17 protein-coding genes, 1 tRNA gene and 2 pseudogenes are annotated in these 22,424 nt (G+C 34.0%); 10 read left to right on the top strand and 10 right to left on the bottom strand.

Annotation, left to right across the window (positions count from 1 at the left end; genetic code table 11):
- The first annotated feature begins 12 nt into the window (after positions 1-12).
- The 4 genes from CEY12_RS22400 (at position 13) to CEY12_RS20825 (ending at position 2,623) form a co-directional block, all read left to right on the top strand.
- On the top strand, positions 13-156 hold the full coding sequence (locus tag CEY12_RS22400) for a bacteriocin-like protein (RefSeq protein ID WP_157676870.1): 144 nt from the start codon (positions 13-15) through the stop codon (positions 154-156).
- A 20-nt stretch (positions 157-176) separates the two neighbouring features.
- A complete protein-coding gene (locus CEY12_RS22395; RefSeq protein WP_157676869.1) occupies positions 177-344 on the top strand; it encodes a hypothetical protein in 168 nt (55 codons plus the stop codon).
- A gap of 202 nt (positions 345-546) precedes the next feature.
- Positions 547-1,869 (top strand): magnesium transporter, encoded by a 1,323-nt coding sequence (gene mgtE / locus CEY12_RS20830; protein ID WP_089029484.1) that lies wholly within the window; start codon positions 547-549, stop codon positions 1,867-1,869.
- Between the two features lie 19 nt (positions 1,870-1,888).
- Entirely contained in the window at positions 1,889-2,623 is a 735-nt protein-coding gene (locus CEY12_RS20825; RefSeq protein ID WP_089029483.1) for an ABC transporter substrate-binding protein, read from the top strand.
- A gap of 219 nt (positions 2,624-2,842) precedes the next feature.
- Here CEY12_RS20825 and CEY12_RS20820 read toward each other — a convergent pair whose 3' ends face one another.
- Both CEY12_RS20820 and CEY12_RS20815 read right to left on the bottom strand, forming a co-directional pair.
- Positions 2,843-3,292, bottom strand: a complete 450-nt coding sequence (locus CEY12_RS20820) for a GAF domain-containing protein (protein WP_089029482.1) — start codon at positions 3,290-3,292, stop codon at positions 2,843-2,845.
- Between the two features lie 12 nt (positions 3,293-3,304).
- The gene (locus tag CEY12_RS20815; RefSeq protein WP_089029481.1) at positions 3,305-4,732 is read right to left on the bottom strand and encodes a nicotinate-nucleotide adenylyltransferase; all 1,428 of its coding nucleotides are present in this window, start codon (positions 4,730-4,732) and stop codon (positions 3,305-3,307) included.
- A gap of 53 nt (positions 4,733-4,785) precedes the next feature.
- On the opposite strand from CEY12_RS20815, the gene CEY12_RS20810 reads away from it, so the two are divergent.
- Positions 4,786-5,553, top strand: coding sequence for an MBL fold metallo-hydrolase (locus CEY12_RS20810; protein ID WP_089029480.1), 768 nt, complete (start codon positions 4,786-4,788; stop codon positions 5,551-5,553).
- A gap of 67 nt (positions 5,554-5,620) precedes the next feature.
- A tRNA-Leu gene (locus CEY12_RS20805) sits at positions 5,621-5,702 on the top strand.
- 580 nt (positions 5,703-6,282) lie between these two features.
- Here the strand turns inward: CEY12_RS20805 and CEY12_RS22910 are convergent.
- Both CEY12_RS22910 and CEY12_RS22495 read right to left on the bottom strand, forming a co-directional pair.
- A pseudogene (locus tag CEY12_RS22910) lies at positions 6,283-7,230 on the bottom strand (recombinase family protein); the annotation flags it as partial.
- 19 nt (positions 7,231-7,249) lie between these two features.
- Complete coding sequence (locus CEY12_RS22495) at positions 7,250-7,408, bottom strand: hypothetical protein (protein ID WP_172821056.1); 159 nt, start codon at positions 7,406-7,408, stop codon at positions 7,250-7,252.
- A gap of 704 nt (positions 7,409-8,112) precedes the next feature.
- Here CEY12_RS22495 and CEY12_RS20795 point away from each other — a divergent pair.
- Positions 8,113-8,709: a Crp/Fnr family transcriptional regulator gene (locus tag CEY12_RS20795; RefSeq protein ID WP_089029479.1), complete on the top strand. Its 597-nt coding sequence runs from the start codon at positions 8,113-8,115 to the stop codon at positions 8,707-8,709.
- Positions 8,710-9,903: 1,194 nt separating this feature from the next.
- On the opposite strand, the gene CEY12_RS20790 is transcribed toward CEY12_RS20795, so the two are convergent.
- The 5 genes and pseudogenes from CEY12_RS20790 to CEY12_RS20765 all read right to left on the bottom strand — a co-directional run.
- Positions 9,904-11,661, bottom strand: a complete 1,758-nt coding sequence (locus tag CEY12_RS20790) for an amidohydrolase family protein (RefSeq protein WP_089029478.1) — start codon at positions 11,659-11,661, stop codon at positions 9,904-9,906.
- A gap of 170 nt (positions 11,662-11,831) precedes the next feature.
- The gene (traN, locus tag CEY12_RS20785) at positions 11,832-12,731 is read right to left on the bottom strand and encodes a conjugative transposon protein TraN (RefSeq protein ID WP_089029477.1); all 900 of its coding nucleotides are present in this window, start codon (positions 12,729-12,731) and stop codon (positions 11,832-11,834) included.
- A gap of 27 nt (positions 12,732-12,758) precedes the next feature.
- On the bottom strand, positions 12,759-14,060 hold the full coding sequence (gene traM, locus CEY12_RS20780; RefSeq protein WP_089029476.1) for a conjugative transposon protein TraM: 1,302 nt from the start codon (positions 14,058-14,060) through the stop codon (positions 12,759-12,761).
- Positions 14,061-14,296: 236 nt separating this feature from the next.
- Positions 14,297-14,920: a conjugative transposon protein TraK gene (traK, locus tag CEY12_RS20770; protein WP_089029474.1), complete on the bottom strand. Its 624-nt coding sequence runs from the start codon at positions 14,918-14,920 to the stop codon at positions 14,297-14,299.
- 14 nt (positions 14,921-14,934) lie between these two features.
- Positions 14,935-15,177 (bottom strand): annotated as a pseudogene (locus tag CEY12_RS20765) (conjugative transposon protein TraJ); the annotation flags it as partial.
- Between the two features lie 65 nt (positions 15,178-15,242).
- On the opposite strand from CEY12_RS20765, the gene CEY12_RS20760 reads away from it, so the two are divergent.
- From CEY12_RS20760 to CEY12_RS20750, 3 genes are all read left to right on the top strand, one after another.
- The gene (locus CEY12_RS20760) at positions 15,243-16,739 is read left to right on the top strand and encodes a hypothetical protein (protein WP_157676868.1); all 1,497 of its coding nucleotides are present in this window, start codon (positions 15,243-15,245) and stop codon (positions 16,737-16,739) included.
- A gap of 101 nt (positions 16,740-16,840) precedes the next feature.
- Complete coding sequence (locus CEY12_RS20755; RefSeq protein WP_089029472.1) at positions 16,841-19,405, top strand: AAA domain-containing protein; 2,565 nt, start codon at positions 16,841-16,843, stop codon at positions 19,403-19,405.
- 78 nt (positions 19,406-19,483) lie between these two features.
- Positions 19,484-20,605, top strand: coding sequence for a DUF4236 domain-containing protein (locus CEY12_RS20750; RefSeq protein ID WP_089029471.1), 1,122 nt, complete (start codon positions 19,484-19,486; stop codon positions 20,603-20,605).
- Positions 20,606-20,862: 257 nt separating this feature from the next.
- Here CEY12_RS20750 and CEY12_RS20745 read toward each other — a convergent pair whose 3' ends face one another.
- On the bottom strand, positions 20,863-22,155 hold the full coding sequence (locus tag CEY12_RS20745) for a DUF3945 domain-containing protein (protein ID WP_089029470.1): 1,293 nt from the start codon (positions 22,153-22,155) through the stop codon (positions 20,863-20,865).
- Positions 22,156-22,424 lie beyond the last annotated feature (269 nt).

Genomic DNA, 22,424 nt, shown 5'->3' with positions numbered 1-22,424 from the left:
ATACCAAATACTATGAAAAATCTAAAAAGACTTAACCGACAAGAACAGAAAGAAATCAATGGGGGTGCTCTTAAAAGATGTACCAGCCATGGACAGTGTTTCGGGGCATGGTGCTGTAACGGAATCTGTGTACCTCAGGCCTGTATTGAAGATTAATTTAATACACGTAAACGACTATGAAAAATGCAAATCTAAAAAAACTAAGCAGGCTGATGCAAAAGGATATTAATGGTGGTGGGCTGATCAGAAAATGCAAAGATTCAACTCAATGTTGGGATGGAGAATGCTGCAGCGGAGGCATGTGTATCATCTCTCCTTTTCCGGTTTGCGAACCGCTGGAATAATCAAGCAAAAACCTTCAAACAGTTTTAAACTAATTTAAACATCCGTTTTTTACGGATGTTTTTTTTATTTTTATATCCCTACAAATGCATGTTAATTAACATTTTCGACAAGAATAAAACTTTAATAAATCCTTAATTTTGCAACATCATTGGTCAATTTTAAAAAATTGAATTATTTTTGCATATCCAAAAATCTCACGTTTTGAATTATACTGACGAACTTATCTTAAATCCTGCCGATATTGCCGAAACTCTTAGCAACCTTCCTGCTGATGAGAGGCTCCTGGCATTTTTGAAAGTTCCTAAAGAATATAAGGCAGAGGTTTTTTCACATCTTGATCCTGACTTTCAGGAAGAAACTATCCGAAGCATCGGAAGTGATGATGTTTCAGAAATCCTGAATGCAATGACACCGGATGACAGAACAGCATTATTCGAGGATTTCCCTGATGAGCTTATCAAATACTCCATCAATCATCTGAATCCACAGGAAAGAAGGATTGCCTTAAAACTGCTCGGATATCATTCTGATTCCATCGCCCGTCTGATGACTCCCTATTACATCCAGATCCGTAAAGAGTGGACCGTAAAAAAATGCCTGCAACAAATAAAAAAAGTAGGAAAAAGGGTTGAAACGATGAACCACTTGTATGTGGTGGACGAAAGAAACCGACTTATTGATGACTTAGCTGTTGGAAGTTTACTATTGGCTGAAGAAGATACTTTAGTATCAGATCTCACCGATAATCATTTCGTAGCCATCACTACAATGACCTCAAAAGAGGATGCGGTGACCTATTTTGAAAAATATGACCGCACGGCACTTCCCATTATCACAGAATCCGGGGTTCTTGTAGGGATTGTAACCATTGATGACATCCTCGATCAGATTGAGCAACAAAATACGGAAGACATTCAGAAATTCGGGGGTCTTGAAGCCTTAGATTTACCTTATACACAAACTTCTCTTATCGAAATGGTAAAAAAGAGAGGAATGTGGCTGATCATATTATTCTTTTCCGAAATGCTTACCGCATCAGCAATGGGATATTTTGAAGATGAAATTCAAAAAGCCGTTGTACTGGCATTATTTGTCCCTCTGATTATTTCCAGTGGTGGAAACTCAGGTTCACAGGCAGCTACACTTATTATTCGAGCTATGGCACTTCAGGAGATCGGTTTGAAAGACTGGTGGTACGTCATGCGAAAAGAAATTTTCACAGGCTTGTTCCTAGGGGGAATATTAGGGATAATCGGTTTTTTAAGAATTATGATCTGGCATGAAGCAGGATTCTTCAGCTATGGTGACCATTGGGTATACGTAGGCTTAAGTGTTGCTGTTTCTTTAGTATTGATCGTACTTTGGGGAACTCTCTCAGGTTCAATGGTTCCATTTATCCTGAAAAAGCTAAAATTGGACCCTGCTACCTCTTCAGCTCCTTTTGTCGCTACTCTGGTAGATGTTACAGGATTAATTATTTACTTTTCTGTAGCCGGACTTTTCTTAACCGGCAAACTTTTGTAATTTTAGACAAAGTCTGACAATGAAAGTTATTTCTCTGGTACCCTCTATTACGGAGGCCTTATTTGATTTGGGGTTAACTGAAAACGAAGTTGTAGGAAGAACAAAATTCTGTATTCATCCCAAAGAAAAAATCAAGAACATTCCCATAATAGGTGGAACTAAAAATCTGAATATCGAAAAGATTAAAAGCCTGCAGCCCGATCTCATCCTTGCTAATAAAGAAGAAAATATCAAGGAGCAGGTTGAAGCATTGATGGAGGATTTTAAAGTTATAATCACTAATGTTGAAACCATTGAAGATAATTATTATTTATTAAAAAGCCTTGGCAATATTTTCCATCAGGAGGAAAAGGCAAAAGCCTACAATCTGAAAATTTATGAGGTTTTAAATCTGGCTAAAATTAATTCTAAAATTAAAGCAGCTTACCTGATCTGGAAAAATCCATATATGACCATTGGATCTGATACATTTATTCACAGGATTTTAACAGAAATAGGCTTTGAAAATACTTTCAAGGATAAAACGCGTTATCCGGAAATTACCATTGAAGACCTTGCTGATACCGATCTGATCATGCTATCTTCCGAACCTTTCCCATTTAAGGAAAAACATATTGCAGAGCTAAAGGAATATTATCCTGACAAGAAAATCATGATCGTGGATGGGGAAGCTTTTTCCTGGTATGGAACACATATCGCGAAGTGTGAAAATTATTTCAGAGAATTGATATCTGAAATAAATTCTTCTTTTTAAGTTTTGGCTAAAGCCAATCGATTTTAGATACTTTGTTTTTTTAAACGGGCTAAAGCCCATTTCTATTGAATAAATAAGCATATTGTTTTTGCTCGCAGATTGCGCAGATAATGCAGATTTTTTCATGTTCACTCATCTGCTAAATCAGCTTGATCTGCGAGAGATTAAAAAAAACTCCGACTAAAGCCGGAGTTCTATTTTTCTTTAAGATATTCTTTATTACAAAATTTTAGAAACTTCCTTACAAAGCCATTCTAATAATTCGCGATCTTCATCTGTAAATGGATCTACTTTGTGTGAATCAATATCGATCTGACCGATATTTTCTCCATTTTTAAAGATAGGAACTACGATTTCTGCTTTTGTATCGATTGAACAACTTAAGTAATTACTTTCCTGGTTTACATCAGGAACTACAAACGTTTCATTAGAAACAGCGACCTGTCCACAAATCCCTTTTCCATAAGGAATAATTGTATGATCGGTCTCAGCTCCCACATAAGGACCTAATATTAGTTCTTCCTTATCTCCATTTTTAAAATAGAAACCGGTCCAGTTGAAATAGGAAATCTCCTGATCCAGCAGGTGACAAACTTTCTGAAGTTTCTCTTCTGTATTATGTTTTGGACTTTCAAGAATAGAAGAAAGTCTTTTCTTTAATTCTGACATTATATTATTGTTTTAAGAAAATTGTTTTAATGAAAGTTCTTCTTTATAGCCGAACATTCCACGCTCTTTGATCATTTCTGCAACCCCCTCAGGAACCTGAGTTTCCCAACCTTTGATATTACAAGCTATTTTCCTTAATATTTCTCTGGAATAGATCTCCAGGAATTCCGGATTATAATTTTTGATATCTACAATACGGTTATTCAGTTTGAAATATTTATACAGTTCTTTTAGGTTTTCTTCTACCTTAAGTGTTGATGCATCCAACAGTTCATGGGTTTCAGGATCTTTATACGGATAAAGATACACCCTCATCCCATTACGGAAAAATTTACCAAAAGCTTCAAGAATTCCACCGGATAAATTTTTATAATATTTCTCATCAAATACCATCAATAGGTTATTTACTCCCATTGCCACCCCAATATTCCCTGTGGTATAAGAGGCAAAATAATCGATCAAACGATAATATTCAGAGAAGTTGGAAACAATTACAGTATATCCTAATTTACCCAGGATATCTACCCTGTCCATAAAATCTCTCTCATCGATATCACCATCAGCACGTAAATTTGAAATGGTAATTTCAATTAAAATTTCTGTCTGATCTTCTGTACAGGCTGCATCTTTCATAAACATATCAATACCATTTTGAAGCATATCAATATTTACCTTCGTTACAGGTCTGAAACTTCCCCGTACGGCAAAAATATTTTTCTTGTATAAAATATCAGCAGGTAGCATGTTATTCCCCTGACTGTTGAAAATAACCGCATCTGTCATATTGTTCTTCACCAACTGTAAAGACATCAGTCTATTATCTACATAATCAAATGCAGGCCCACTGAAATCGATCATATCAATTTCAAGATTGTCAGTCGCTACATCATCATACAATGACTCGATTAAAGTTCGTGGGTTGTCGTAATAAGTAAAAGCTCCAAAAATAAGGTTTACCCCTAAATTCCCAAGAGTTTCCTGCTGTAAAGTAGCATCATTTTCTTTGAATTTAACGTGGATAACAATTTCGTTATAGCCTTCATTTTCTTTCACCTGAAAACGGATTCCTACCCAACCGTGCCCTTTAAGGGTCTTATCAAAGTTAATGGTAGTAACGGTATTTGCATAGGAAAAAAACTTTCTGTTCGGGCTGTTTTCTCTGGAAATTCGTTCTTCGATCAAAGCTACTTCATAGCGAAGCATTTTACGAAGTCTGTTTTGGGTTACATACCTGTTTTTAGCTTCTTTCCCGTAGATGGCATCACTAAAATCTTTGTCATAAGCTGACATCGCCTTAGCAATTGTACCGGAAGCTCCACCTGCTCTAAAAAAATGTCGAACAGTCTCCTGCCCTGCTCCAATTTCCGCGAAAGTACCATAAATAGTAGGATCTAGATTAATTGTTAATGCTTTTTGTTTAGGAGTTAGTTTCTGATACATTAGGACATTAAATTTTTTGTAAATTTACCAAAATAATACCAACCTCAAAACAAATGAAGTTGAAATTTTTAGGAACTGGTACTTCCCAAGGCGTACCCGTTATTGGCTGCACTTGTGAGGTCTGTACTTCGGATAATCCAAAGGACAGTCGCTTACGATCTTCGGTAATGATCTCTACAGAAGAAAACCGAAAAATACTGATCGACTGCGGCCCGGATTTCAGGCAGCAGATGCTGGTAAACCACGAAAACACAGTAGATATCGCGCTTATTACCCACGAACATAATGACCATGTTATCGGCCTCGATGATATGCGTCCGCTTATTTTTAAAAGTGGACAAAACATGCCTATTTACAGCAACGCAAGGGTAGGAAATGAAATCAAAAAACGTTTTCCCTATGCTTTTGCAGATGTACGTTATCCGGGTGCCCCGGCTTTTGATTTACATGAGATTGAAAACAAACCTTTCACTATTTTAGATACAGAAATTATCCCGATTGAGGTGATGCACCATCAGATCCCTATTTTCGGTTATAAATTTAAAAAACTTGCCTACATCACAGATGCCAGTTTTATTTCGGATACGGAAAAAGAAAAATTAAAAGATCTGGATGTTCTCATTCTAAACGCCATTCGGAAATTTGACCCTCATCCGGCTCATTTTATCCTTCCAGACACTATTAAACTGTACGAAGAGCTGCAACCTAAACAATTATTTCTTACCCATATCAGTCATCATTTAGGACTGCATGACGTTGAAGATAAATTACTTCCATCCGGAATGCACCTTGCTTACGATGGTTTGGAAATAATTTTCTAAAGAAAAGTTCATAAAAATTTTCAGATTTTCAGAAAAGTTTCTATATTTGCACACCAATTTAAAGCAAGCCCAGTTGGCGGAATTGGTAGACGCGCTAGACTCAAACTCTAGTATCGAAAGATGTGCCGGTTCGATTCCGGCACTGGGTACAAGACCGGAAAGAGGTGATAATTCACTTTTATTCCGGTTTTTTTCTTTTCCTAACTCATTGTTTATCTGATATATATACGAGAGTAAAACATTCGTCCTGGTGGTTCGATAACGATTTTCAGAAAATTCCAATTTTTCAGGGAATATCGAACCAATCATTTTACGTTTTTCATTTATATCGCCATCAGTATAGACTTTAGCAAGGTTTGCTATGTTCGATAATGCTTGGTCTAGTAATCTTGGAAAATCTATTTTTTTGTTATCTTTTCCTTTGGTTAACTTGGCTTCTAGTTTTTCAATTTGATTTTTACATTCGTTCTTAATTTCCAGGTATTCATCACCATCAATAATATCCTGTAACAATTTGTTCCTTGCCAATTTTAATCTATTATTCAAACCATCGATTTCTAAAAGAATTGTTTTTCTTTCATGTTGGGGATTAGTAATCAACTTCTCAAAATTTTTTTTCAGGACTTTTTTCAAATAATTTTTTATGGACTCCCTCATCTCCAAAGCCTGAAGTACCTCTAAAAATTTGCTGTTTATAATTTCTGATTTATAACGATATTTACAAGGGGACTGACAATGATAATAATAATATTTTCGCCCTGTGCGTCCAGTAGATGCACTGCCTGTTATCAAATGTCCACATTCAGGACAGATCAAAAAACCCCTTAATGGTAGATTATCGTCAGACAGTATTTTAACATTGGGTCTGGCTAGATTTGCATTACCATCCATTATATTTTGAACCTTTTCGAATAGTTCGTCACTAACCAAAGGCTCATGAATGCTTGCAATAAAATGAGCATCCTCTTCATGGTATTGTTCTATAAATATTTTTCCGCAATAAGCAGGATTTCGTAGGCCAGCAAGGAATGCACTGACCTTTACAGATTTCCCCTCTCGCCTATTCATCATTTCCATAACTTGACTAGCAGAAAACACACCCTTCGAAATTTCATTGAAAGCCCATTTCATGTTGGAAGCTTCTGGTTCTTTTGGAGTAACATACTTTCTCCCATCCTCAGTAATCTTATTGGCGTAGCCATAGGGTGCCCTCCCCATCAACCTTCCTTCTTTTTTGGCACGACGCATTCCATGGTATGTATTTAAAGCACGCCTATCATTTTCAACTTCAGGTGCAGCAAGGTAGATAGCTAACATCATTTTGTTCTCAGGAATGGAAAGATCTAGCGGTTGCTCTATTGCTTGTGGCTCAACATTAAGTTTTTTAAGAATATTGATCATCTGATAGGCATCACCTGCATTTCTGCTAAAACGGTCCCACTTTGTAAATAGCAATAGATTTGTTCTTGAACTTTTCTTCTTAAGAGTTTCAAGTAGTTGGCTCCACTCGGGTCTGTTGAAAGTCTTGGCTGAATAATCTTCATAAATAATCTGACCAACTACGATACTATTATTTTCACAGTAACGTCTTAATCTCTCCTCCTGATCTCTTTGAGAATAACCTTTATCTGCCTGTTCATCAGTTGAAACACGAATATATAAATCGGCTTTTTTCATCTTTATAATTTCTAATATATTATTCATCTAAAAACCGGTTAACGGTAATTTTCAAGAGCATTGTTAGGAAGGTTATGATTTGCTCCGCTTCCTCAAGAGTTAATTCAATTCCCTCTACTCTAAAAATTTTGATAACCTCATCAATGCTTATATTCTTAATTCCAACATTCGTATCCATTTCAATACCTTTTTAAATAAAAGTATCAGGCAACTCAAATATTAATGAACTAAGTCACTTTCTTGATGTACTTGGCTTAGAATTGCCAACTTGTTCATCTTTTATAAATATAGATAGACAACAGTTTCCTATTTTTAAGTATTTATACAAAAGATTTGACTTTTCACAGAAACTCTCTCCTGCAGCTACAATATTTACAGTTTCAATAAAATTTATTTTTAATTAGCAACAAGCGAAAATTGTTGCGAAGAAATTCATCATTCTTATAGTCAACTAAAATACAAATAATCAATCAGATGTAAAATTCTTTGAGCGTAAGATTAGCGATAATGTATAAATTTCGATAAATTCTTCTGGTTGCTTTTCATTAATGTTATAGCCAGTTCCCTATCACTGTCAGCGATTTTCGAGACGAACGCAATAAAACTATCTGTTTATATTCATCTATTACCTACCAAGAAAAAAGCCTATCAGAAGACAGGCTAAAAAAACACATAATTTGAAAAAAATTACATTGTTCCTAATAATATAAAAAATGTGCCAATAAATACCTGATCCACCATCTTAAACGAACTTAAAATTCCTTATTTTAAAAATTATTAGCATCACATACCACATCATAAATAAAAATGGCTTATAATTTGATAAGCAATTTAAATCAATCTTTATTAATAATTATTTTTTTAACCTAAAAGCTTACGATTATGATAATAAGTGAAGATTTATTAGTTGCACATGGTGCGGTTTATAAGAATTTTCAACCAGGAGAATTAATTTTCGAAGAAGGAAATGTTCCAAAGTATTACTTTCAAATAGTCGCTGGTATGGTGGAGTTATTTAATTATCATCAGAATGGAAAAGAATTCACACAAAACATTTTAAACGACGGCCAAAGCATAGGCGAATCTTTATTATTTGCAGAAAGACCCTACCCAATGAGTGCAATGTCAAAGACCGATTGTAAAATATTGTGTCTTTGCAAGAGTGATTTTGATAATTTATTGAGTCAAAATGTGCATGTGATGCAAAATCTATTACACTGCCTTTCGGAGAGGCTTTATTACAAATATTTAATGCTATTTAATTTATCTGGTATAGAGCCATCTGTAAAGATCAAGACTGTTTTAGACTACATCAAAGATTATAACTTAAGAAATGTATCCGATTCTTTTCAGGTTCCATTTACAAGACAACAAATTGCAAATCTCACTGGTCTAGCGGTAGAGACAGTTATAAGAACAATTAAGAAAATGGAAACAGAACAGATTTTAAAAATAGAAAGGGGTAAGATACTTTATTGATGCCAAAAATTAAAATGAAACAAATTTCAATTGTGAAAATATGATCATGATCATAAAATAAACACAAAATAAGTCTATAAATTTGAATTACTTAAATCCATTAATAATAATTTTTCATCATTTTTGCAGTCATATTGCTTCCCTGCCCCGGGAAGCTTTTTTAGAACACTTTTTAAAATTATCATAAATACTGGATAGGAGTCTTTCGATTTGAAAGACTCCTTTTATGAGCTTTTAATTTAGAGACTCCTTAGAAAAGGACTCAATACATCTAATTATATTTATGATGTGAAGTATAAAATAATTTAAAAACAAGTTTCTAAATTTAAATAGTTAAACTGAAAAATATAAATTTTCATCATTTTTGCTTACTTTACTTTTCTGCTATGAGATGCTTTACGAAAACACAGAGAATAAATGTGCCTCCTGGAAGTCTTTTAATATGAATGGCTCCTTTAAGATCATTTAGTAGTAATTTTTACAGTGATTTTTATTTACATAAATTTATTGTCGGAAGAATTGAGATAATAATTGCCTACTTAGACCATAAAGTATATCAATTGTAGGAGCAGCTATCTGCAGAACCATTACAAGAAGTAGCCTTAAATCTAATAATCCATAGTAGAGTTTTATTGACTTTGGTATTTCTTCCTAAAACAGTAAAAAGGCAACTAAGGTATTGTTGACAGCCAACCGCTTAAACCACCAAAAGACTACGGCATAAACAGCACCCTCCCCTACTGACATCCTCCCATTATTCCGTTTCCTTTTGCCTTATATTATTGTCAACACTGCGTATCTGCTTTCTTTTTTTTGGTTTTTCTTTTGAAAAATATCCAGTAAAATAATCAAGTCTTTCAGGTAAATAATGGATAGGAGATTGAAAGCCAAATAAAATGTGTAATCTTTTAAAAACAGCTAAAAACGTTTATTTTAACCTGCATTAAAGCAGTAATTTTTTAATTATTTCATTTCTGTTCTTGGGCAAAAATACAAACCCAATTTAGCATTGGGACAGTATTTTTGCAACCTGAAATAAGCGCAACAACTTTGATTCCCACCCAAACTTTAGTCTACATTGTCGTCAAAAATGTTGCAATATAAAGTCGACTATCTCTTATAGTCCATAAATTGTAGTTGACATAATTATCAGTCAGATTTATTCAATTGAAAAATAGAAATTGATATAGTGTTCTAAATTTTAATATCACCATGAATATTGTTAAACAAAAAACGCTTAGGGTTAACATAAGCAATTGTATCTAATTCCGCATCACCAAGATTATGATAACATTCCGCGAGCATATATTTTTCCGTTTTATGATTTCTTACAACATAAAAGTCAGTTCCAAAAAGTATTTTATCTTTAAGCTTTGGATTTTTTAAAGAATGTTTCAGCAATGGATTAATATCTTCGCTATGAATTATATAGCTAATATCTGCATAAACATTTTCATACTGCAACATCATACTTGAAATAAGTGAATACCAGTCCACATATTTCCATAATTGCTCCATTTTTCCTGGGGTAGGTTTTTCATTCTTAGTTGGGAAAAACTTAATCCCCCTATCTGGGTTTGTAATAATTTGTTTACTAAAATCATAACGTTCCATTTCAAGAAATCTTTTCCATTCATCATCTCCCCCATAATGAGCAAAACAAATTTTTAGTTGGCTTAAATTACACGTAAGTTCTGTGTCATCATTAGTATATCCAAATAACTCGCGAATTTTGGGATCTTTCGCTTTCTTTACTATCTTTCTTAAAAGTGTTTCATCCAGTAAACACAAGTAGTTTAAAGGATGTGTGAAATTATTTATAAAATCAATATTTTTAGTTTGTTTCAGCAAAAGAGGTTCATAAAGGTCACTCCCAATACTTTGTTGAAAAATAGGATGCCTGTCCCATTCTTTCTTTTTGGCTCCTCTATAAAAAATAGTACCTCTTATGCAATGTGTCATAATGGGCAAATTTTGATCCGCAGCATATTTCCATAATGGCAGCAATCTTTCATCAAATGGATAATATCCTAAAGCCGGGTAAATCTTAAAGCCACTAAAATTATTATTGATGATATAATCCTTTACATGACAGTTTAAAAGTTCAACATGATTATTGGAGATCTTACATCTAAAATAGTCATCTTGCTTTTCAATACGTCTTGGATCTACAAAAACAAATGGAAATACATATTCTGAAAACTCTGCATTCTTTTTTAGATCTATAAGTTCAGCCATTTGATCAAGATAACCACTACCCTTTTTTAACTTTCCAGCATCCATATATTCCATATCCATCGGAAGAATAATAAAACCTGTATTTTTAGGGTATTGGTCCCTCAGATCCATGTAGGTAGAACTTTGCTGTGTATGAAAAGCATACCTCCCAATATTTAAATATCTTTCCAAAAGTTCTTTGGTCTGCTTGCCGGGAAGAATTCCTAAAAAAGAATATATTTTTTTGAAGATGAAAAAAATAAAGTTTCGCCCACTTTGAAAGAGTATTAAAAAAATAAGAACCAATATAATTTGAATGTAAAATGGTTGGAAATTTTGTATTAAATGGTAAGAAACAAGCAAAGTCCTAATTGTTATCAATTCTTTTCCTAATATAGAAGGTGAAAAGCCTATTAAGCTAATCCAGTCATAAATAATATAAAAGACATTTATCGCCAGTACTATCCCTAATAAAAACGCAATAGCTCTTCCTATTATCGTTCTACCAGTCCGAATTCTAATATTATATAACACAGCTTCAACACGCTTGTATCTTGGCTTAAATCTCCACTTTCCTAATGTATCATAATATATCCTAAAGCCTTTAACTATTATTGATAGAGATAAAATATAATATAAAGGCCAGGGAAGAAATGTTTTGGCTAAATAAGGGGGAACATGATCTCCTGTAAAAATATGAGTATGACAATTGATTAAGGAAGTTTTCTTTTCCATAATATAAGTTCGGTTTTAGTTTTTGTTGATGATCTCTGCAATATTGAATCTGATCTTGTTCAAATCTATTGAATAACAATAATATTTGCAATAACTATTTTTCGGGACTGTACCGAAGTGAAAAAAAGAAAAAGAGGCCAAAATCTGACCTCTTATATAATTTCAGTATATTATTTGAGTTGGAGATGAATATTCTTAACAACTTTCGCATGGATCAAATCTGAGTTTTCAACCCGTATGGTCTGATAGCGACCTCCTCCTTTTTCCCTCAGCTCAATTTCCAGAACCTGCCCATCCAGAAGCGTAAACTGATCCAACAGGTATAAAAATTCACTGTTAGATTGGAATTCTACTTTTGAATTCAACGGATAGGTACGAAGTGGTGACAGGATTTTGTCTTGAACTACTGTTCTTTTAAGATTCTTTTTGTCAATAATCTTAAAACTGATAAAGTCAATATCATAAGAAACATTGCTTTTGTTTTTGATCTGAAAGTTAAAATAGAATTTTCCTTCATGAACATACAGTGACTTTAATAGGAACTGAATTCCAAAGCTTTTTGAACTAATATGTTTTATTGTCCTAGCAGGTAATTCATTTAATGTTTTAATTAACAATTCAGTGAGCGATGATGACTTACCTTTAAGTTCCTCAAACAATACTTCTGTAGAATAATCTTTTTCATATTTTCTTTGTAGCTTTAAAAGATCGTAATTTAACGCATCAGGAGAAACACTATAAAAAACATCGAAACTGTAAAATTTACCATCTTGTGTTATCACTGAAAAATTAGTCTCCTCTTCAAACCCTTTTACAGAGGATTTGATTCTCAGAACATTGGAAACATCTTCAGACTTACTGGCAATCAGACTTTCATTTCCTAAGTCGACGTATCGGATAGGTGAGGGAAATAACAGATGGCTGGTTTTATTATAGGTCACTTCCATTTTAAATGGCTCAAGCTTCGCTTTATCAAGAGAAGCAAATCCAGTATTTACCTGAGCTTTAATACCTATAATGGTAAGCATGAAAAAGAAAATTGAGCAAAATATTTTGAATGGTATTTTCATTGTTTTGTCATTATTTTTGTTAATAAATTATTTTTTTTGACCCAGAAAAACCTGATGTCCTGCTTTCACAGTAAATTTGGAAACTTTAATCTTTTTTTGAAAGTACCCTGAAACACCCTGAACTAAACCTCTTGTTAGATCTGCGGCAATCTGTTGTCCCGCAGACTGGGTCATCATAATATTGGTTCCTGAATTCTGTCCCATATTGATAGCGATATCTTTTATAGCATTCTGCTCTGGAGAATAATAAATATACAATCCAAGCTGTCCATCATTATCATAGATATTGATTTCAACAGGGCTAATATTACCATTATATGATATACTTGATATCTTTAAAAACAGTCTCCCATTTTGAACCTTTCCTGTTGCTTTTAAGATGGTTCCTGAAGGAATCACTGATTTCCCAAGCATCATCGGTTCAGCAAGCCTCAAAGAAATGCTGCTCTCGTCCGTTAATTTTTGGGTTTCATGAATGACCGCACGTATATAGTTTTTCTTTTCAGTGATAGGCGTCTGATTTGCCTCTAGACCGTAAAATTGATTGTAATCCATTGAAGTTAAAAAAGAACTATCTGAAGGTTCCCTATATAATCTTGAAACAATAGTGCGTTTCATAGGCTTTACATCTATTAGATTAACCTTTGCTACTTCTTCTATCTCAGGATTTCTTTCTGTTTCATTTTTATCCTGAGGCTTTGAAGCAGGCAGATATTTTGCAGCCATTTGATAAGACTTTTCCATAAGCTGCAATTGATCTTCCACCGTAGTATTTTTCGGCTCTGAGTTATTTTGTACAGCCTCATTTTTTAATCTTGAAATTTCTCTTTTCAGATTATCTACTTCAGTATTGTCCTTAACGTAAAAGTTCCCAAGAGTCTGTTGAGCATTCCTGTAACTGCCAAGTGCATTTTGATCTGATTCTATCATTTTGGTAGTATTCCCCGCAATAGAGGACTGATCATTGAAAGCATTTGTTGAATTGGCAGCTGCCCAATAATCAGATAATGAAGTAAGCTCATTTCTTTTCCCTTCATTTTTCTGCTCGAGCAACTGCTGCTCATACGCTTTCTGTTTATCCGATTGCAGTTTGTCAGCGGCAGCCTCTGGTATTGCAGAATTAAATCCGACATTGTCTGTAGGATGATCTTGCTTTTTCGGTTTAAAAATGAGATACAAACAACCTGAACAGACCATTGCCATAAAAAAGTAGATCAAGGTTTTTTTTAATTTTTCACGTTTTTTACTAGAGTTTAACTGTTGCTCGCTCACATCATTTTTGGAACTACCCTCAGTAATCCTAATACTGTTTCTGTTTTCTGAATTCATGGTACTGCATTTTTTAGAGTTGTACTTTTAGGAATTCCATCAATATGATTTATTGAAAGTGAACCGCATTTTCCTGACCATAAATACATCACCGTAATGACTGTTAACAGAAAATAAACCACTAGTAGTAACTTTGTTAATGTTCTCTGCCGCTTATTGCTTAACGAGTTCCAACGCTTTTCTAATTGATGCATATTGCTGTCAATTTTCTTTTTGAATTTTTCCATAGTTAATTTTTAGCGCTTTACCGTTTCTATATCTGTATTTTCAATGACATTGAATTTCTCGATCGTGAATCCTTGAGGATTATTGTCAGACCGGACTGAGTTAACAAGAACACAGTTGGTAATTAAGCTCCTTTTAGTAAGGTTACTCGATCGAATGATGTACTGTTTGGCAAAAGTTTGTACTTCATAAGGATAGCTGTTGAAGTTAGCCACCATACTATCGACTTCAATTCTCTGCTGAATATTCCCACTGATAATCCGGTTATAGTATCCTTTTTCAGAAAGGTCTTTATAATAATTGAAAGCAGATTGATCTGCCAGGTTAAATGCTCTTTTGACATTGCTCTCAATTGCATTCTTATCAGGAGCTATAGTGAAGAACAGTTCGTGAAACCTTCTGACATGCTCCCTTGCTTCCACAGGTCTGTTAATTGACATATCCTGAGAAAGTGCGACCATCAATGACTTTCCATTGTCCAATACATAAATCTTTTGTCTTTGTTCTTCTGCAAAGCTGTAGGATTTGTAGACAACGACACTGACCACACCAAAGCACAAGAGTGTAAATACAAAAGTGAACAACCTGATCTGCCTGAAACTGTTTTCTATATTTCTTAAGATTTTAAATTCCATTGTTTATGATTTTATTATTTAAGAAGTCTACCTGAAATATTTCCTGCTGCGGAACCCGCTGCTGACCCAGCCACATTTCCTGATCTTTGTGCCATTTGGGTAACATTACGCATAAAGTTTCCGGCACCACCTGCCTGAATAACCCATCCGGTAACCGTAGGTACCGTAAAATACCCGATGATTCCAATAATCATATAAATGATATAGACGGTATTAGAGGTGTCAGGGATAAAATTCGGATCAGCAAGCATTTGAATTGTTGGAGAGCTACTCACATATACACCCTGACGTATCAAAAGAGCTAATGCAATACGATGTGACAATGCTAGTAGAAATTATTCAAAAGCACTTGACGCCAAGTTCATTCGAACATTGCAAATATGTTCAAGAGCAGATAAGTTGGTGCAAAAGAAATTCTGTTTTCCATTCTTCATTTCCCGAACTGCTAAAGAACTTTAGAAATAGTACATACGATACATTCCTGAAAATTGATTGGGACAGGTTACGTGATAAAGAAATGTATGAATTTGATGATTATAGAGAATACGAAAAACTTAAAGAAGCAGAAATAAGAAGTTCATTTGTATTTACTAATAAAGATCAAGCATTAGAGTTTTACAAAACATTTGTTTATTTAAAAAAACTGACTAAAAACGAGTGGAACTATACGACAACACTTGACCACGTAATTGATGAAAATTGCTCAAAAAACTTTAAGGTTGGTTGTAGCTTACTGCAAGTTATAATTGAACATAATAATGAAATAAACTACGTTCCAAGAATAGTGTTTAGAAATCATTTAAAAGAGGAGCAAAAAGCTGAAGTTATTTGGAAAATAATAGAACAAAATAATTTTATTCATAAACCATTATGGGAACTTTCTTTTTACGATTATCTTGACGATTCTCTTCTGAGTTCAAAATATGTTCATTCATTATTGAACACAGTAAGGAGTATGAATGATTCATACACTATTCATTTTGACAGATTGAAAAGGTTTTTGATGATTGAACAAAACTTATTTCAAATCATTTTAAAAACTATAGTTCAAAAAAATGAAAAAGATGGAACAAAACTACAACTATGGATGGACTTTTTCATTGAATATTTTGATCAATTAGGAAACGATATTGAACTTATAAAAAAAGCATATATACAGCAAGACAAAATTTCAAACCACTTTGATTACGAAGGAAAAGGAATGCTGAATATTTTGAAAGAAGACCCCGACTTTCTACTTGAATACATAAACAGTTTATATAACGAAAAACAATTTGGTATTTCAGGCGACCGCAAACATCTTGAATTTATTTGGCAAGTTGAAGGGATAGAAAATGTGTTGTTAAAAGTTTTTGATTTAATTGTTGAAAAAGAGCCATATTTAGGTTTTGGAGAACATTTCTGTAACTCATTTTTCAGAAATCTAAAAAGCGATCAAAAAGAAAAAGCAAGTCAATTTATTATTAATTACATCAAAACAAATTATGCAAATTCTAACAAAATGAATATTGTAGTTGACATTGCAAGGCATTCCATGCGGGAATTGTTCGATGATATTCTTTTATTGTTTCTAACACTGACGCAAGACAAGAATATTTTTGATAAAATTTGGTGGCGAGGAAATGGAGGGACTTATTCTGGTAATGTGAATATTGGAGATATCGAAGCAACTGACTGGAGAAATATTCTTTCCATAGTTGAAAAATCTAACGTAGGAATAAATTTAATTCCAATTAAAAGATATATAAATGAACAGATTGAATATTCATTGAAACGAGCTGATTGGGAAAGACAAAGACGATTTTTAGAAAGATATTAGAAAGGAATAATATTAAAACGGAAATACTGATGCAATTTATAGATTATCCATCGTCTCAGAATTTCAAATTAACTTGCAATAGTTGTAAATAACCATTGATTATGCAAAAATCTACTGCAAATAACTTTAGAAAAGAAGCAATCTACATTGATGGTAGAGACAGAACGGATGAGATAGACTCTTATTCTTTTGAGGCCAATAAGTTTGTAGTGGTGTATAAAAGCAGTGATAAAGCCTATTCTTATCCTCAACATAGAATTAAGATTGTAAGATCAGCTATTCAAAGTGAGAGAGCAGGAAGTATTTTCAGTTATTTAAAAGAGATTGCAGAAAGTGTTGGTTTGAAGACCGAGGAAGGCAATAACATTCTTGCTAATAGCTACGGCAGTATCCGTTTTATTCCTGAAACTTCTATTCTTTACAATTTCCTTAACGAGAAAGAACCCAATAAGAATTATAACGCCTCTCCTGTAGAAATCTTCCCTTTTGGTTTTAATCTGAGTCAGAAAACGGGAGTTGACCATGCATTTTCAAATCCTTTAAGTGTTATAGAAGGTCCTCCCGGAACAGGAAAGACCCAGACTATTCTTAATATTATTGCTAATGCAGTGATGAATAATCAAAGTGTGGCTGTTGTTTCAAGCAATAATTCGGCGACAAAAAATGTTTTTGAGAAGCTGGAGAGCAATGGCGTTTCTTTTATAGCGGCATTGTTGGGAAGTAGCCAGAACAAAAAAGAATTTATCGATGCTCAGACTGAAATCCCGGATCTAGCAGATTTTAGATTAGAGGAAGAACAGGAACAATCCCTTATTCAATGTACTCCCATTCTTTTTGCTGAGCTTGCTGAAAAGTTGGAACTAAAGAATGAGCTAGCTCTACTTGAGCTGGAAATCGATAAGATCAAAACAGAGCATCAGCATTTTACGGATGATGTTGCTTTGACAACCGAAATCCGTTTTAAAAAGAATGTTAGTTCAGATCAGCTGCTTTCTTTATGGGTTATCTTGGAAGACTATGAGAAAACAGGCAAGAAATTTTACTGGTGGCGCAAATTGATATTTCCTTTTCTGTATGGAGTAAGAGATAAGATTTTTTATACCTTATCATATGAAGAGATGATCAGGATTGTTCAGTCAAAATACTATGGGGTAAAAATTTCAGAGCTTAGTCTCAGAAAGCATAAGTTGCACAATACGTTAAAACATTTTTCCTTCCATGATAAAATGAAAGAATATACGGAAGGATCGATGCAGCTGTTTAAAAACAAACTCTACCAAAAATATAAGGGAGAAGAACGTTCAGAATATACCGAATGGGATCTTCGTTTTAAATCAGAGGAATTTATTAAAGATTATCCTGTCATTATGAGCACCACCTACTCATTAAGAAGAAGCCTTGCTGAAAATGTAGTCTATGATTATGTCATTATTGACGAATCTTCACAGGTGGATCTTGCAACAGGTATACTCGCATTATCGTGCGCAAAACAGGCCGTGATTGTAGGAGACTTAAAACAGCTTCCTAATGTAGTGGATTCTGAAACAGCAGAAAATACAGATCAGATCTTTAAAAACTATGATATCCCGGAACCTTATCGGTATTCCAATCATAGCCTGCTTTCTTCTATCACAGAAGTATTCCCGGAAGTACCAAAAACACTGTTAAAAGAACATTATCGCTGTCATCCTAAAATCATTGATTTTTGTAACCGTAAGTTTTATAATGATCAGTTAATAATACTTTCGGAAGGACAGACGGAAAGAGAACCTTTATTAGTCTATAAAACAACCGAAGGTAACCATGCTCGACAAAGAGAGAATCAGCGGCAGATTGATGTGATTATTCAGGAAATCATTCCACAGCAAAAGCTGGAAGGTGTGAATCTCGGAATTGTAACACCTTACCGAAATCAGACCATCGCACTGCAAAGAACCTTTCAGGGAACAGATATCAAAGCAGATACAGTAGATAAATTTCAGGGAAGGGAAAATGATGTGATCATTCTTTCTACAGTAGATAATGAGATCTCTGAATTTACCGACAACCCGAACCGACTGAATGTAGCCATTTCTAGAGCCAAAGATCAGCTGATTCTATTGGTGAACGGAAATGAAAGTGATAATGAAACGAATATCTCAGATCTGATCCGTTATATTGATTACAATAATTTCACCACGATCAACAGTGAGGTACATTCTATTTTTGATTATCTGTACAAAGGCTATGAAGAAAAAAGAAGAGCCCTTTTATCGGATCAAAAACAGATTTCTGTTTTTGACAGTGAGAATCTTATGTATGCGTTAATCAGGGAAATATTGTCCGACGATCAATTTTCAAAATATGGCGTTATTCTGCATCATCCATTGAGAAATTTACTGTTAGATTTTTCCAAATTAACTGCTGAAGAAGAACGATACGCCAGACATCACGCAACGCATCTCGATTTTCTGATCTATAATAAGCTGGGGAAAAATCCTGTATTAGCCATAGAAGTTGATGGGTATGAATATCATAAAATAGAAAGCCGTCAAGCCGAAAGAGATGTTATGAAGAATGAAATCTTGGAAAAGTATAAAATACCTTTGTTAAGGTTTTCTACTACGGGAAGTGGTGAGAAAGAGAGGTTGATTAGCAAACTCAATGAAATGAAGTATAATTCTTGATAAGATTACGGTTTCCCGTAAACTTTTCTGTCTGTAGTAGTTTAGATTTGTGACTACAATCATTTTAAAAACTATATCATGGCTTGGTCATACAGAAAGAGAATCAAAATAATTCCCGGTGTACATTTGAATTTCAGCAAGAGAGGAATTTCAACGAGTATTGGGGTTAAAGGTATGAGTGTAAATTTTAGTTCATTAGGCACGAGACTTAATACCAATTTTTCAGGTTTTTCAAATTCATATAGTCTTTCCAGTTCTTCATCACCAAGGACTCCCTTGCAATCTTATCCTGATCCACAACCTTTTTACACTGAGTTATCAGATAACATTTTTAGTGCCGATATTCATGAGATCACATCTCAAAATATGACAGGTATCAAAGAATCTATCTTAATGGCTCAACAGCAAAAAGTGGAATTAAAGATGGATTTGAAGAAAATAAAAAAAGCGTTAATCTTTACCAAGACCAAGAAAGTTGCAAGTTATATCTTTATATATGGGTTGGTAAATAAAAATATTGTACAACAGATAAATGAGGATATTAAAGCACAAAAAGAAGCTCTTAAAGAAACCAAGATTGTAATTGATAACTCGGCTGTTAATATAGACATACAGTTCGATGATCCCTCTAAAAGAAAGTATGAACAATTACAGCATTCTTTTAAAAATCTAACCACAGCGCATAAAATATGGGATATTACCGGAGCGCATTTTCAAGATCGTGTGGCTGCCCGGTCTAGTGCCAGCACGTTGGTCAACAGAAAAGATGCAAGAATTGGTTTTAAATCACTTCCCATCATCACATCAAACTATGAAGCCCTATATTTTCAAAATGTGAACGGGGCGGATTTATATTTCTATCCAACATTTATACTGATGTATAAAAATGATCACAACTTTGCAATTATTGGGCTTGATGAACTTAATGTTACATTTTCTTCTGTAAGTTTTACAGAAACCAGCAGTGTTCCTCGTGATTCAAAAGTTATTAGAAAAACATGGGCGAAAGTCAATAAAAACGGAACTCCTGACAAAAGATTCAAAAGCAATTATCAGATACCTGTTGTTCAATACGCAAGGCTAAGGTTTTCTTCCAGCAATGGTGTTAATGAGGAATATCAAATAAGTAATTTCGAATTCGCCCAAGAGTTTGCAAATTCATTTCAAGAGTATAAAAGTTTGTGCAAGGAAATAGCTTAAGGTTGATCGCATAAAGTGATCGTATTTCCAAATTGGGTAATAATTGACAACCAACAAAATAGCTTTATGTTATTCATATAAAATTAAAATCTAGAATTTGAGAATCTAGCAAATCATAAACCATTCGTTCAATATTTGTTTGTTTAAGATTATAAAATATTGCGGTTTAAGTTTACTATTTAGCGTATTAATTTTAACTTTATAATTCTGCAATTAGAATTAAGTATAGTATAGCTTAATTTTTCATATAAAACAATCTAAAGCTTTTTACCTCTTGATATATTAGATTTTTTCTGAGCATTACTCACTTCCTTACCCGGATTCTTAAACGAAAACTCAAACTTCCCCACCCCTTTATCAAATCTCAAATATCCCTGGTATTTCTTCCCTCCCTTATCCACAAGCCCGCTAATATAAGCTGTCTCCCCAGCATTCAATTTATCCATCTGCCATGAATACAGTTTCTTTCCCCTAAATACACCCGGAACCTCTGCTTTCCCATTACCATCCAAATCCCGCAACCTAAGGCTCTTAATATTCTTCTTAAACAAAAACTCCACATACCTTTTATCAGCATTAAACTGAACAATAGCATTAAATAGTGTTACCCTTTTAGAAAGCATATTCTCAATAAACAAAGCTTTCCCTTCCAACAGCGTCCTCCTTTGTTCCATGTCTAAAGTCACCCCTTTAATCACCAGCGGAACCCTTATAAATTCAGCCCGTAAGGCAATAAGTTCATTGGTCAGTCTGTCCTTACTAACCACAGAGGGAATAACTTCATCAGTCCTGGGGTTAATAAGATCAACCACCCTACCCATATTCCCTGATTCAAGAAGATTCCTCTTATCCTCCCTGGTAAACTCATGGCCAAAGAACTTTGAAGTAAGATCGGGCTCTTTACGGACTCTATGCAGGCGTACACCCACCCCTCCTGAATCCTGTACATACAAAGAAAGCCTTACCTCCATTGTACTTACTGCTGTTCCCAGGTTAATGGTAACAGGAATAAGCATCGGTGTTTTAAATCCTCTTAATAGGGATTCCAACGCATTCATCTTTTCAAGCTTCTCCCTGTTGAGCCCAAGCTTTCCCATGGTGTCCCAATCAATATGCCCTACCTCATACCGATACAAAGAATTATCTTTATCAGAACCTATCAAAGTTTGATTCTTATAAGCCTCTACTCTGTCTATAGAAACTTCATACTGCTTTAAACCCAGTATTTCCTCCCCAGATGCCTGATTAACAAACTCCTGTAACTCCTTAGCTGTTTCCACCGCTTCATATTCCGTTACTTTAAAAAATGAAAACTCAGAAGGGTTTTTCAGCTGGCTATAAAAATCTGTAAAAAAACTGGTGAATGAATCTTGGTCAGTATCAATACGAATCGCATAACCTGAGTTTTCACCTTCAGGCAAAACCTCCTTAATATTACCTTCCTTATCAACACCCTGAACAAGTCCAATAGTATTGATCGTATTATTTAATACCAGTAAAGTATCCCTTATTTTTTCTACAGACTCGTTTATATTATTTTCTCGTTGCATATCTTCATTACATAAGTGTATAAAGTTATACACAGAGGATATAAATGGGGATATCTAAGTATAATGTAGAATTGTTTGGCAATGAAAGGTGAGATCCACTAACATCTATTTCCATAAAATGAGTGACACTTTTTGTTACTAAATACTTTAGGAGTCTATTTATTCTTTAATGATAAAAGTCAAAATTAGCTATTCAGTTCTATCAATTATTGATTGCCTACCTTTCTTTAGCTTAGATATATCTTGATTTATCTTTTCAAAAAAAGAAT

This window comes from Chryseobacterium sp. T16E-39 (assembly GCF_002216065.1).
Lineage (GTDB): Bacteria > Bacteroidota > Bacteroidia > Flavobacteriales > Weeksellaceae > Chryseobacterium.
The sequence above is the reverse complement of the archived record's forward strand: the minus strand, read 5'-3'. Positions and strand labels throughout refer to the sequence as shown.